At 76.4% G+C, this 12,976-nt stretch carries 11 protein-coding genes; 4 read left to right on the forward strand and 7 right to left on the reverse strand.

Translation table 11 applies throughout. The features are described 5' to 3' along the window. Positions 1-95: 95 nt before the first annotated feature. The 5 genes from GTQ99_RS11495 to GTQ99_RS11515 all read right to left on the reverse strand — a co-directional run bounded on the left by GTQ99_RS11495 (position 96) and on the right by GTQ99_RS11515 (position 5,285). Positions 96-1,664: a sugar ABC transporter ATP-binding protein gene (locus GTQ99_RS11495; RefSeq protein ID WP_205707272.1), complete on the reverse strand. Its 1,569-nt coding sequence runs from the start codon at positions 1,662-1,664 to the stop codon at positions 96-98. A 93-nt stretch (positions 1,665-1,757) separates the two neighbouring features. Further along, on the reverse strand, positions 1,758-2,159 hold the full coding sequence (locus GTQ99_RS11500; RefSeq protein WP_166615872.1) for a universal stress protein: 402 nt from the start codon (positions 2,157-2,159) through the stop codon (positions 1,758-1,760). After that, positions 2,156-3,712 carry a tripartite tricarboxylate transporter permease gene (locus tag GTQ99_RS11505; RefSeq protein ID WP_166615873.1) on the reverse strand — a complete coding sequence of 519 codons (1,557 nt, stop codon included), beginning with the start codon at positions 3,710-3,712 and terminating at the stop codon, positions 2,156-2,158. The genes GTQ99_RS11500 and GTQ99_RS11505 overlap by 4 nt, the downstream gene beginning before the upstream one ends. Continuing rightward, on the reverse strand, positions 3,712-4,254 hold the full coding sequence (locus tag GTQ99_RS11510; RefSeq protein WP_205707273.1) for a tripartite tricarboxylate transporter TctB family protein: 543 nt from the start codon (positions 4,252-4,254) through the stop codon (positions 3,712-3,714). Before GTQ99_RS11510 ends, GTQ99_RS11505 begins: the two co-directional genes overlap by 1 nt. Beyond that, the gene (locus GTQ99_RS11515) at positions 4,251-5,285 is read right to left on the reverse strand and encodes a Bug family tripartite tricarboxylate transporter substrate binding protein (RefSeq protein WP_166615874.1); all 1,035 of its coding nucleotides are present in this window, start codon (positions 5,283-5,285) and stop codon (positions 4,251-4,253) included. The genes GTQ99_RS11510 and GTQ99_RS11515 overlap by 4 nt, the downstream gene beginning before the upstream one ends. Before the next feature lie 191 nt (positions 5,286-5,476). Here GTQ99_RS11515 and GTQ99_RS11520 point away from each other — a divergent pair, with 191 nt between their 5' ends. Genes GTQ99_RS11520 through GTQ99_RS11530 form a run of 3 tightly spaced genes read left to right on the forward strand, consistent with a single transcriptional unit; the run spans position 5,477 to position 8,965 of the window. After that, positions 5,477-7,123, forward strand: coding sequence for an ATP-binding protein (locus GTQ99_RS11520; RefSeq protein ID WP_166615875.1), 1,647 nt, complete (start codon positions 5,477-5,479; stop codon positions 7,121-7,123). Beyond that, positions 7,116-7,799 (forward strand): response regulator, encoded by a 684-nt coding sequence (locus GTQ99_RS11525; RefSeq protein ID WP_166615876.1) that lies wholly within the window; start codon positions 7,116-7,118, stop codon positions 7,797-7,799. The genes GTQ99_RS11520 and GTQ99_RS11525 overlap by 8 nt, the downstream gene beginning before the upstream one ends. Before the next feature lie 47 nt (positions 7,800-7,846). After that, complete coding sequence (locus GTQ99_RS11530; RefSeq protein WP_166615877.1) at positions 7,847-8,965, forward strand: FAD-dependent oxidoreductase; 1,119 nt, start codon at positions 7,847-7,849, stop codon at positions 8,963-8,965. On the opposite strand, the gene GTQ99_RS11535 is transcribed toward GTQ99_RS11530, so the two are convergent. Both GTQ99_RS11535 and ureA read right to left on the reverse strand, forming a co-directional pair. Then, positions 8,943-10,619, reverse strand: coding sequence for an urease subunit alpha (locus GTQ99_RS11535; RefSeq protein ID WP_166615878.1), 1,677 nt, complete (start codon positions 10,617-10,619; stop codon positions 8,943-8,945). The genes GTQ99_RS11530 and GTQ99_RS11535 overlap by 23 nt on opposite strands. Next, entirely contained in the window at positions 10,616-11,356 is a 741-nt protein-coding gene (gene ureA, locus GTQ99_RS11540; RefSeq protein ID WP_166615879.1) for an urease subunit gamma, read from the reverse strand. The genes GTQ99_RS11535 and ureA overlap by 4 nt, the downstream gene beginning before the upstream one ends. Before the next feature lie 151 nt (positions 11,357-11,507). Between ureA and GTQ99_RS11545 the strand changes: the two genes are divergently transcribed. Next, positions 11,508-12,976, forward strand: a 1,469-nt coding sequence (locus GTQ99_RS11545; RefSeq protein ID WP_166615880.1) for an APC family permease, incomplete at its 3' end; no start/stop codon positions are given.

A 12,976-nucleotide genomic window follows, 5' to 3' on the forward strand; every position in this document is an offset into this window, starting at 1 on the left:
GACCCCGACCACCCCGCGCCGCTCCAGCGGCGAGGGGTGGTCGGGGTCGGGCGGGACGCTGCCCGCGGTGGACAGCGGCGGTGGCGGTTGCTCGCTCACGCGGCACTCCCTTCCAGGACGAGGTCGAGCACCCTGCGCTCGTCGATCTCCGCGGCGGGACCGCTGTGCAGGACCCGGCCGTCGGCGATCACGAGGACGCGGTCGGACAGGCCGAGCACCTCCTCGATCTCGCTGGAGACCACGACGACGGCGTTGCCGGCCTGCGCCAGCGAGTGCACCAGGGAGTACGTCTCCGCGCGGGCGCCGACGTCCACGCCGCGGGTGGGTTCGTCCAGCAGCAGGACGCGGCAGCCGTGCAGCAGCCAGCGCGCGAGCATGACCTTCTGCTGGTTGCCGCCCGAGAGGGTGCGCACCGGGCGGTCCGGGTCCGCCGGGCGCAGCTGCAGGGCGGCGATGTGCTCGCGGGCGCTCGCGCGCTCCGCGCGCTCGTCGAGCAGCGGACCGCGCGCGAAGCGCGTGAACGTGGAGAGGGTGATGTTGCGGTAGACCGGTTCGTCGAGCAGCAGCCCCTGGCTCTTGCGCTCCTCGGGAGCCAGCCCGATGCCGGCGCGCACGGCCGCCGCCACCGACCCCGGCCGCACCGGGCGCCCGTCGACGAGGACCTGCCCCGACGTCGGGCGCCGCGCGCCGTAGACGCTCTCCAGGATCTCCGAGCGCCCCGAGCCGACGAGACCGGCCAGCCCGACGACCTCGCCGGCGCGCACGTCGAAGGAGACGTCGGAGAAGGACCCGCGCAGCCCCAGGTCGCGCACCTCCAGCAGCACGGGGCGGTCCGCGGGCACGGGGGTGCGGGTGGGGAAGACCTGCTGGACGGCGCGCCCGGTCATGAGGCGGATGAGCTCGGAGGTGGGCGTGCCGGCCACCGGCAGGCCCGAGGCGACGGTCCGGCCGTCCTTGAGGACGGTGATCCGGTCGCCGATCTGGCGGATCTCCTCCAGGCGGTGGGAGATGTAGAGGACGGCCACCCCGGCGGCGGTGAGCTGGCGCACGACCCGGAACAGGTTGGCGACCTCCTCGGAGTCCAGCACGGCGGAGGGTTCGTCCATGACGATCAGGCGCGCGTCGCGCGAGAGCGCCCGCGCCATGCTCACGACCTGCTTGCCCGCCGCGGACAGGGAACCGACCTCGCGGGTGGGCGCGATGTCGCCGTGCCCGAGCCGCTGCAGGAGTTCGCGGCTGCGGGCGCGCACCTGCCGGCGCCGGGTGAAACCCGCCCGGGAGTCCTCGTGCCCCAGGTGGATGTTCTCGGCGACGGTGAGCCCGTCGACCACGTCGAGCTCCTGGTGCATCGTGGCGATGCCCGCGCGCAGCGCCGCCACCGGGGAGGGCAGCTCGATCTCCTCCCCGCACCAGTGCAGCGTCCCCGCCGTGGGGCGGTGGGCACCGGCGAGGACCTTGATGAGGGTGGACTTGCCGGCGCCGTTCTGCCCGAGCAGGCAGTGCACCTCCCCCGGCCGCACCTCCAGGTCGACGCCGTCCAGCGCGCGCACCCCGGAGAAGTCCTTGGTCACGCCCCGCACCAGGAGCAGGGGACCCGCGCCCGCGGCGCCCGCGGGGGCGCCGGGCGCGGAGGCGTCACCGTTGACGCCGTCGTCGTCGACCATGTCGCGGACTCTAGGAGCCGGGTTTGCACCCGTCAAGGAAACCCGCCGGGACGGGGCCGCAGGGGTGAACGGCCCCGTCCCGGCGCCCCGTGGTCAGTGCCGCGCCGGCGGCTTGACCGTCACCACCGGGCAGGGGGCGTCGAGGATGATGCGCTGCGCGACGCTGCCCATGATGAGCTTGCCGACCGGCGTGCGGCGGCGGTGGCCGACGACGACGGCGGAGGCGGACACCTCGTGCAGCGCGTCGACGACCACGCTCGCGACGTCCCCCTGCCCCATGCGCTGCACCACCTGCGCGCGCACCGGGCCGGCGGCCAGCTGCTCGCGCACCCGCTCCAGCTGCTCGGGCGAGGCGTAGGTGGGCTCGGCCAGCGAGGTGCCCGCGGGGGCGTTGAGGACGAACAGGTCCTCCCCGCGGCGCTGGGCCTCCTCCACGCCGGCCGCCAGCGCGGCCTCCCCCTCGGCGGTGGGGGCGTAGGCGACGACGACGGTCACCGGGGAACCTCCTCGTGCTCGCGCAGGTCGACGCCGGGGTCGCTGGGCGGGACCGGCGCGGGGCGGCCGCCCAGGCGCGCGGGCAGGAACCGGCGCAGCAGCGGGAACAGCAGGACGAGGGCGACGAGCGCGTACACGACCACCGACAGCGGGTCGGCGACGAGCCCGCCCCAGTCGCCCTGCGACAGCGTCAGCGCCGTGCGCATCCGCTCCTCGGCCAGCGGGCCGATGATGACGCCGATGATCAGCGGCAGCACCGGCAGCCCGAAGCGGCGCATGGCGAAGCCCAGCACGCCGAAGCCCAGCAGCAGCCACAGGTCGAAGGCCTGCAGGTTGGTGGCGTACGCGCCCAGGGTGGCGAAGAACAGGATCCCCGCGTACAGGTAGGGCCGCGGGATGCGCAGCAGCTTGGCCCACAGCGGCGCCAGCGGCAGGTTCAGCGCCAGCAGCAGCAGGTTGCCGATGAACAGGCTCGCGATGAGCGCCCACACCAGGTCCGGTTCCCGCTGGAACAGCAGCGGGCCGGGCTGGATCCCGTAGGACATGAACGCCGCCAGCAGCACGGCGGCCGTCGCGTTCGTCGGCAGGCCCAGCGCCAGCGTCGGCACCAGCGTCCCGGCCGCCGAGGCGTTGTTGGCCGCCTCCGGGCCCGCGACGCCCTCGATGGCGCCCTTGCCGAACTCCTCGGGGTGCCTGGACAGCTTGCGCTCGGCGACGTAGGACAGGAACGTCGGCAGTTCCGCGCCGCCGGCCGGGACGGCGCCGAAGGGGAACCCCAGCGCCGTGCCGCGCAGCCACGGCTTCCAGGAGCGCTTCCAGTCCTCGCGCCCCATCCACGGCCGGCCCACCGGGATGACCTCGACCGCCGAGCGGCGCATCCGGGAGGCCACCCACAGCGCCTCGCCCACGGCGAAGATCGCCACCGCGACGACGACGATGTCGATGCCGTCGATGAGCTGCAGCACGCCGAACGTCAGCCGCGCCTGGCCGCTGACGGCGTCCAGGCCGACGAGCCCGATCGCCAGGCCGATGAACAGCGAGGCGAAACCGCGCACCCGGGAGGAGCCCAGGACCGCGGTGACCGCGAGCAGCGCCAGCACCATGATGGCGAAGTAGTCCGCCTCGCCCAGGCCGACCGCCAGGTCCACCATGAGCGGGGCCGTGGCCACCAGCAGCACCGAGCCGATGGTGCCCGCCACGAACGAGCCGATGGCCGCCGTCGACAGCGCCTGCGCGGCGCGGCCGCTGCGGGCCATCCTGTTGCCCTCCAGCGCGGTCACCACCGACGAGGACTCGCCGGGGGTGTTGAGCAGGATGGCCGTCGTGGAGCCGCCGTACATGCCGCCGTAGTAGATGCCGGCGAACATGATGAGCGCGCTCGCCGGTTCCAGCGCGTAGGTCAGGGGCAGCAGCAGCGCCACCGTCATCGCCGGGCCGATGCCCGGCAGGACGCCGACGGCCGTGCCGAGGACGACGCCGATCGCCGCGAAGGCGAGGTTCGCCGGTGTCAGGGCGTCGCCGAAGCCGCCGAGGAGCGCCGCGAGGTCGCCCATCACAGCACCCCGTCCAGGACGCCGGGCGGCAGCTGGATGCCCAGCACGACCCAGAAGAAGTAGAACGTCAGCAGCGACAGGACGGCGCCGACGGCGACGGCGCGCAGCAGGCTGCGCCCGCCGAGGAGCTTGGCGACGCCGCCGAAGAACAGCGCACCGGAGACGACCCAGCCCAGGCGCTCGACGAGCAGGACGTTCGCGGCGAACACCAGCACCAGCAGGCCGATCCGCTTGAAGTCCGAGCCGGCCGACAGGTCGACGTCCTCGCCGTCCTCGGCCTCGCCGCGACCGCCGCGCAGGACGTCGACGGCCAGGACGAGCGCGGTGACGACGAGCCCGGCGCCGACGACGTAGGGCACCGGGCGGGGGCCGACGACCCCGTCGTCCACCAGGCCCTGCGAGAGGGTGGCGGCGTCGGCGACGACGAGCGCGCCGAGCAGCACGAGGAAGGCGCAGACCCCCAGCTGCGACAGGTCGCGCGGGCGCCGCGCGGGGCGGGCGCCGGTGGCCGGGGCGGCGGGCGGCGCCGCGGGGGCGCTCACACCAGCCCCAGCCGCGAGAGCACCTCGCGCACGCGCGCGGCCTGCTCCTCGAGGAAGTCCCCGAACGCCTGACCGGTGCTGAAGGCGTCGGTCCAGGAGTTCTCCTGCAGCACCTGCCGCCACTGCGGCGAGTCGTGCATCTGCGTCAGCGCGTCCACGAGCCGAGCCACCTCCACGTCGTCGAGCCCGGGCGGGGCCACCAGGCCCCGCCAGTTGGTGAAGACCAGGTCCACGTCCTGCTCGCGCAGCGTCGGGACGTCCAGGACGGGCACGCGCTGCTCGCTGGAGACGGCGAGCGCCCGCACCGCGCCGGTCGTGATCTGGTCCAGCAGCTCCCCGTAGCCGCTGGTGGCGAACGCGATCTGCCCGCCGAGCAGCGCCGGCAGCAGGTCGCCGCCGCCGTCGTAGGCGATGTAGTTGACCTCGGTGGGGTCGACGTCCACCGCGTCCGCGAACTGCATCGGCAGCAGGAAGTCCGGCCCGCCCGGCGAGGAGCCGCCGCCGACGGCCAGCGCGCGCGGGTCCGAGCGCCACGCGGCGACGAGGTCGCCGAGGGTGGCGAACGGGGAGGCGGCGGGCACCAGGACGACGCCGGCCTCCTCGATGAGCTGCGCGACGGGCGTCGTCTGCTCCAGGGTGACGTCGACGTCGTTGGTGTAGGAGGCGCCGACGACGCCCAGGCCCATCGACATCAGGTATTGCGGGTTCCCGCTCTCGCTGACGCAGCGGGCCAGCCCGACGGTGCCGCCGGCGCCGGAGAGGTTGGTGACCTCCACGCCCTCGGCCGCGCCGACCTCCTCCATGACGCGCACCGCGCTGCGGCCGGTGGTGTCGTAGCCGCCGCCCGGGGAGTTGGGCACCAGCAGCTGCAGGCGCGTCAGGGCGCCGCTGCTGGAGGCGGTCTGGCGGGTCACGCCGCAGCCGGCGGCGGCCGCGGCGGCCGCCAGCGCCGGGAGCGCGGCGAGCGCGGTGAGCAGGGCGCGCCGCGGGGGGCCGCCGCGCGTGCGCGCCGTCGTGGTGGTCGGTGTCATGGCGTCCTCGTCGACGACCCGCACCGCTGCCGGCCGGCAGCGGTGGACGGCCGCGCGGGGCGTGCCGTCGGGCAGAATGCTCCCCGGTGGCGGCGGGCGCGTCACCCTTGCGGTGGCACTGGTCCTTGCGGTCGTTGTGGTCGCGGTCGCCGGGCGCTCCCCGCTCGTCCCGCCCGGCACGAGGAGGTGCGGTGAGCCACCACGAGCGCAGGCGCCCCGGCCTGGCCGGGCAGATCCTGCTCGTGCAGGTGCTGCTGTTCGCCGTCGTCCTCGTCGGGGTGGGTGCGGTGTCGGTGAGCCAGTCGCGGCAGGCCTCCGCCGACGCCCAGGAGCGGCGGGTGCGCCAGGTCGCCGAGTACGTCGCCTCGCTGCCGCTGGTGCGCCGCCAGCTGGCCGACGCCGTCGCCGGGCGCACCTCCGCGGACGCGCTGACGGCCACCGCGGAGCAGCTGCGCACCACCTCCGACGTCGCGGTCCTGCTGGTCGCCGACCCCGCCGGGCGCGTGGTCTCCTCCCCCGCCGACCCGCGGCTGGCGGGCGGGCGGCTGCCCGCCCCCGCGGGCGCCGAGGCCGCGGACCCCTCCTGGCTGGGCGAGGTGCGCCTGGGCGAGGCGCGCAGCGTGGCGGCGCGGGTGCCGGTGCTCGCCGACGGCGGCGCGCCCGCGGGCAGCGTCGTGGGCGCGGTGCTCGTGGGGCAGGACGCGGTGCCCTGGAGCGCGGAGCTGCGCACGGCGCTGCCGGACCTGGCCACCTACCTGGGGATGTCGGCGCTCGTCGGCGTCCTGGGGGCCTGGCTGCTGGCGCGGCGCGTCAAGGGGCAGACGCTCGGCCTGGAACCGGACGAGATCGCCTCGCTGGCCACCCACCGGGAGGCGGTGCTGCGCGGGATCCGCGAGGGGGTGGTGGCCCTGGACCCCGACGGCGTCGTCACCGTGGCCAACGACGCCGCGCGCGACCTGCTCGCGCTGCCGCCGGACGTGGTGGGCCGGCGGGTGGACGCGCTGGGGCTGCCGCAGCAGGTGGTGGACGTGCTCACCAGCGGGCCGGCGCCCAGCGACCGCCCGGTCGTCAGCGACGACCGGCTGCTCGTGCTCAACCGGACGCTGCTGCGCCGCAGCGGCGGCGCCGAGGCGGCCGGGACCGTCACGACGATGCGCGACCGCACCGAGCTCGTCGCGCTCCAGCACGAGCTGGGGGTCAGCCGGGCGGCGACGCAGGCGCTGCGCGCGCAGACGCACGAGTTCGCCAACCGCCTGCACACCATCTCCGGGCTGGTGCAGCTGCGCCGCTACGACGACGTCGTGGGGTTCATCGACCGGGTCAGCCGCGCCCACGCGGAGCTCGGCGAGCGCATCGGGGCGCAGGTGGCGGACCCGGCGGTGGCGGCGCTGCTGGTGGCCACGACGAGCGTGGCCGACGAGCGCGACGTGGAGCTCGTGCTCGCCCCCGGCGCGCACCTGCCGCCGGTGGCCGAGGACCTCTCCGACGACCTGGTGACGGTGGTGGGCAACCTCGTCGACAACGCCGTCGACGCCGCGGCCGGTGCGGGCGGCGGCACCGTCGAGGTCGACGTGCGCGACGACGGCGCCGGTGGTGCGGTGGTGCTCGTGCGCGACGACGGGCCCGGGGTGGACCCGCGGCTGCTGCCGGAGCTGGTGCGGCGCGGGACGACGTCCAAGGACGGCACCAGCCCGGGCGGCCGCGGCATCGGCCTGGCGCTGGTGCAGCTGGTGTGCCACCGTCGCGGCGGCTCGCTGGAGCTGGGCCGCGCCGAGCACGGCGGCGCCGTCTTCACCGCGGTCCTGCCGCCGCACCCCGCCGGGGGCGGCCGTGCTTGAGGTCCTCGTCGTCGACGACGACCCGATGGTCGCCTCGGTGCACAGCGGTTTCGTGGCGGCCGTCGGCGGCTGCACCGTCGTCGGCACCGCGCGCACCGGCGCCGAGGCGCTGGAGATGGTGCAGCGGCTGCGCCCGGACGTGGTGCTGCTGGACCTGTACCTGCCGGACGTGTCGGGGCTGGAGGTGCTCGCGCAGCTGCGCGCGGCGGGGGCCGACGTGGAGGTGGTGGTCATCAGCGCGGCGCGGGAGGCGGCCACCGTGCGCGAGGCGCTGCACGGCGGGGTGGCCGGGTACCTCATCAAGCCCTTCGAGGCCCGCCAGCTCGCCGAGCGGTTGCAGCGGGTGCAGGCGGCCCGGCGCGCGCTGGCGCCCGCGGTGCTGGACCAGGCCGACGTGGACCGGGCGCTGGGGATCCCCGCGGCGGCGGCCGGTCCCTCCCCGCGCGGCGCGGCCGCGCTGCCGAAGGGGCTGAGCCCGGAGACGGCCGACCTCGTCGCCGGTGCCCTCGACGGCGCGAGCGCGGCGCTCTCGGCCAGCGAGGTGGCCGAGCAGCTGGGGCTGTCGCGGGTGGCGGTGCGCCGCTACCTGGAGCACTTCGTCGCCGAGCGGCGCGCCCGCGTGCGGCTGCGCTACGGCGGCGGGCGCCCGGAGCGCCTCTACGAGTGGAACCGCTGACGGGAGCGCCGGCGGGCGCAGCGGGTGGCGGGGTCCCGCCGCCGCACGTGCTGGTGGTCGGTGCCGGGGTGGTGGGGGCCTCGATCGCCCACCACGCGGCCCGCCGGGGCGCGCGGGTGACGCTGGTGGAGCGCGGTGCGCCGGCCTGCGGGGCCACGGGCGCCTCCTTCGGCTGGATCGGCGCGCACGGCGAGTGGCCCGGCGGGGCCCGCGACCTGCGCACCGGTGTCCTGGCGCACTGGCGGCGCCTGGAGCGGGAGGTTCCGGGGGTGCGGGTGCGCTGGAGCGGTTCGCTGTCCTGGCCGCGGCGGTGGGGCCGCGACGACGGCAGCGGCGCCGGGGAGGACGACGCCGAGGACGACGTCGAGGTGCTGGCGGCCGCGGGCGCCGCCGCGCTGGAACCGGCGCTGCGCCGGCTCCCGCGGCGGGCGGTGCACGTGCGCAGCGACGGCGCGGTGGACGCGGCGGCCGTGACCACCGCCCTCGTGGCGGCCGCCCGCGCGCGCGGCGCCCGGCTGCTGACTGGCACCGAGGTCCTCGCCCTGCGCGCCGCGGGCGGGCGGGTGGCGGGGGTGCAGACCTCCGCCGGGTTCCTGGCCGCGGACCGGGTGGTGCTCGCGGCCGGCGTGGACGTGCCGCGGTTGTGCGCCGGGGCCGGGGTCGAGGTGCCGGTGGCGGCCTCCCCCGCCGTGCTGGTGCGCTTCGAGGCGCCCGCCGGGCTCGTCCGCACGCTCGTCGACGCACCCGGGGTCGAGGTGCGCCAGGACGAGGACGGCGCCCTGCTGGCGTCCGTGGCCTGGCCGGGGGACGGCGAGCGGGCGCTGGCGGGCGCCGTGCAGCGGACGGCGGACGCGGTCGCCGCCACGTTCCGCGGCGCCGGGGACCTGGCGCGGCGCACCGCGCGCACGGGTGTGCGGCCGCTGCCGCCCGGTGGTCCCGTCGTCGGCCCGCTGCCCGGCGTGGCGGGGGTGCACGTCGTGGTCGCGCACTCCGGGGTGTGCCTCGCGCCGCTGCTGGGGCACCTGGTGGCCGGGGAGGTCGTCGACGGCCTGGTGGCGCCGCAGCTGCGCGGCTGCCGGGCCGCCGGGAACCCCGGGGACCCCCGGGACCCCGGGAACCCCGGGGACGCCGGCGGGAGCGGCGTCAGAGGAAGTACAGCCGGTTGAGCGAGGTCGACTCCGCGGCCTGCGCGCTGACCGGTTCCCCGTCCACCGTGACCAGGCCGGAGGGGGCCACGCGGACCTGCGCGACGCGGTCGTTGCGCACCATCGAGCGCGGGCCGATCCCCCGGGTGCCGCGCACGCCCACCCGGCGCCGCCGCGTCGTCATGGCGTCGTTCCCGGCCTCGGCCGCGGCCTGCGCGACGAAGGCCACCGACAGGTCCGCGGCGCTCGCGCCGTGGGCGCCGAACTGCGGGCCCAGCACGAGGGGTTCGGCGCGGTCGACGGCGGCGTTCGGGTCGCCGGTCACCCCGTAGGCGGGGAAACCCGCCTTGAGCACGAGCTCGGGCTTGGCGCCGAAGAACTCCGGCCGCCACAGCACGACGTCGGCCAGCTTGCCGACCTCCAGGGAACCGACCTCGTGGGCCAGGCCGTGCGCGATCGCCGGGTTGATCGTGAGCTTGGCGACGTAGCGCAGGGCCCGGGCGTTGTCGTGGCGGGGGTCCTCCGCGCCGAGCTCGGCCTTCATCTTGCCCGCCATCGCGAACGTGCGCCGCACCGTCTCCCCGGCCCGGCCCATGCCCTGCGCGTCGGAGGAGGTGATGGGGATGATGCCGAGGTCGTGCAGGACGTCCTCGGCGCCCATCGTGCCGGCGCGGATGCGGTCGCGGGCCAGGGCGGCGTCGCCGGGCAGGTCCTCCTTGAGCCCGTGCACCGACATGATCATGTGGTAGTGCTCGGCGATCGCGTCGCGGCCGAAGGGCAGCGTCGGGTTCGTGGAGGAACCGATGACGTTGCCCTCCCCGGCCATGCGCAGGACGTTCGGGACGTGCCCGCCGCCGCAGCCCTCGATGTGGAAGGCGTGGATGGTGCGCCCCTCCAGCACCGCCAGGGTGTCCTCCACCGACAGGCACTCGTTGAGGCCGTCGGTGTGCAGCGCCACCTGGACGTCGTGCTCCTCGGCGACCCGCAGCGCGGTGTCGAGGGCGCGGGTGTGCGCGCCCATGTCCTCGTGCACCTTGAACCCGCTGGCCCCGCCCTCGACGAGGGCCTCCACGAGGGAACCGGGGTCCGAGGCCGAGCCCCGCCCGAGGAAGCCGATGTTCACCGGCCAGGCGTCGAAGGCGTTGAAGGCGTGCCGCAGCGCCCAGGGGGAGTTCACGCCCACGCCCCACACCGGCCCGAACTCCTGGCCGATGATCGTGGTCACCCCCGAGGCCAGCGAGGCCTCCATGACGCGCGGGGAGAGCAGGTGGACGTGGGTGTCGACGGCGCCGGCGGTGGCGATGAGCCCCTCGCCGGAGACGATGCTGGTCCCGGTACCCACGACGACGTCCACGCCGTCGAGGGTGTCGGGGTTGCCGGCCCGCCCGATCCCGCTGATCCGCCCCTCGCGGATCCCGATCGACACCTTGCGGATCCCCAGCGCGGCGTCGAGGACGACGACGTTGGAGACGACGACGTCGCAGGTCTCGGTGGCCCGCGCGGCCTTCAGGTGCAGGCCGTCGCGGGCGGTCTTGGCGAAACCCGCGAGGAACTCCTCCCCCGGTGCCTGCGCGTCGTGCTCGACCTCGACGACCAGGCCGCTGTCGCCCAGGCGCAGGCGGTCGCCCGCGCGGGGGCCGTAGGTGCTCGCGTAGTCCGCTCCGCCGAGGCTCATGCCGGGTGCTCCCCGCTGGTGGTGGGACCACCGGCCGGGGGGCCGGTGACGGGTCCGGGGTCGTCGAGGTAGCCGCAGGCGCGGGCGCGGTGCAGCGCCTGCTCGCGCGCGCCGGGCGCGTCGAGCGGGCCGTCGACGAGACCGGCGAAACCGATGGCGACCCGGGCCCCGCCGATGGGCGTGAGGGGGACGGTGCGGGTCTGGCCGGGGTCGAAGCGGACCGTGGACCCGGCGTCGACGGCGGCGCGGCGGCCGTAGGCGGCGGCCCGGTCGAAGCGCAGCCGCGGGTTCACCTCGAAGAAGTGGAAGTGCGAGGTGACGCTGACGGGGACGTCCGCGGTGTTGGTCACGGCCACCTCGACGACGTCGCCGAAGGCCACCGGCGGCGCGTCGCCGGCCAGCAGTGCGCCCGGGGCGTCGCCGCCCAGCGAACCGCCGCCGACCGGGTCGGGCACGACGACGAGGCGGGTGCCGTCGTCGAAGACGGCCTCGACCTCGACGCTGCGCACCACGTCGGCCACCCCGGGCAGGACGTCGGCGGGCCCGAGGACCGCGCGGCCGGCGGCCATCGCCTCGGCCAGCCGGGCGCCGTCGCGCGCCACCTCGCAGACGGTGTCGGCGATCAGGGCGGTGGCCTCGGGCACGTTCAGCCGCAGGCCGCGGGCGCGCCGGGCGCGGGCGAGCTCGGCGGCGGTGAAGATCAGGAGCCGGTCCCGCTCGGTGGGCGTCAGGCGCATGGCGCCCACCGTAACCGGGGCGCGCGAGCGCCGGAACGCGGCCGGAACGCGCGTGCAACACCTGCGAAACACATGAGGAGCACCATAACCGACACCGTTTCGGTTACGGTGGCGCTGCAACGGCGCACCGGCAGACCTGGAGGACCTCCGCATGGACGGCACGTCCGCACCCGGCACCACCCCCGCGCCCACCACCGCGCCCGGCCCCGGGCCCGGGGACCAGCTCAAGGGCGGCGCCCTGGGGGCCGCCGGGATCACCGCGATGGTGGTCGCCGCCGCCGCACCCCTCACCGTCATGGCGGGCATCGCACCGCTGGCCATCGCCGTCGGGGGCATCGGGGCACCGGCGGGGTACCTGGCGGCCGGCGTCGTCCTCACCGTGTTCGCCGTGGGGTTCACCGCGATGACGCGGCTGACCGGCGGCACCGGGGCGTTCTACTCCGTCATCGCCCTGGGCCTGGGTCGGCGCCTGGGCGCCGGCGCCGGGATCCTCGCCGTCGTCTCCTACAACGCCCTGCAGATCGGCGTGCACGGCCTGCTCGCGACGCAGTTCCAGGTCGCCTTCGCGCGGTTCACCGGCATCGAGGCGCCCTGGTGGCTGTTCGCCGCGGCCGGCATCGCGGCGGTGTGGGCGCTGGGCCGGCGCGGTGTCGACGTCGGCGCCAAGGTCCTCGGCGTCCTGCTCGTCGCCGAGACCCTGGTGCTCGCCCTGCTGGTGGCGGCGATCCTGCTGCGCGGCGGCCACGACGGCCTGCACCTGAGCTCCTTCTCCCCCACCGCGCTCGCGGACCCGGGGATGCTCGGCATCCTGGGTTTCTGCTTCGCGGCGTTCATGGGTTTCGAGTCCACCGCCCTGTACCGGCGGGAGGCGCGGAACCCCGACCGCTCGATCCCGCGGGCCACGTTCGCCGCGGTCGCCTTCCTCGGGCTGTTCTACTGCCTCGTGGTGTGGGCGGTCGTGCAGGCCTTCGGCGAGGACGGCGCCGTCGCGGCGGCCGCCGCCGACCCGGTGGGCATGTTCTTCACCGCCATGGACGCCTACGTCGGCGCGTGGGCCGGCGACCTCATGCTCGTGCTGGCCGTCACGAGCGTGCTGGCCTCGCAGGTCGCGTTCCACAACGCCGTCAACCGCTACGCCTTCACCCTGGCCCGCGACGGCCTGCTGCCCGCCGCGCTCGGTCACGCCCACCCGCGCTTCGGCTCCCCCGCCCGCGCGGGGGCGCTGCAGACCCTGCTGGCCGTGCTCGTCGTCGCGGGTTTCGCGCTCGCCGGCGCCGACCCGTACGCCCAGCTCGTGCTGCTGGTGAACACCCCCGGCGCCGTCGGCGTCGTCCTGCTGCAGGCGCTGACCTCCGTGGCCGTCCTCGTGCACCTGCTGCGCAGCGCGCACCGCAGCGGGCCGGTGCTGCTGGCCGCGGCCGCCGCCTCGATGCTGCTGCTGATCGCGCTGCTGCTGCTGGTGCGCCACGTCGGCCTGCTCACGGGCGCGGGCACGACCGCGAACGTCGTGCTCGTCGGCCTCGTCCCCCTCGTCCTGCTCGCCGGCACGGCGCTGGCCGCGCGACGGCCCACGACCGGACCCACGACCGCGCCCGCGCCCGAGCCCGCACCCACCCCGAC

The sequence above is a fragment of the Kineococcus vitellinus genome (assembly GCF_009906315.1).
Classification (GTDB): domain Bacteria; phylum Actinomycetota; class Actinomycetes; order Actinomycetales; family Kineococcaceae; genus Kineococcus; species Kineococcus vitellinus.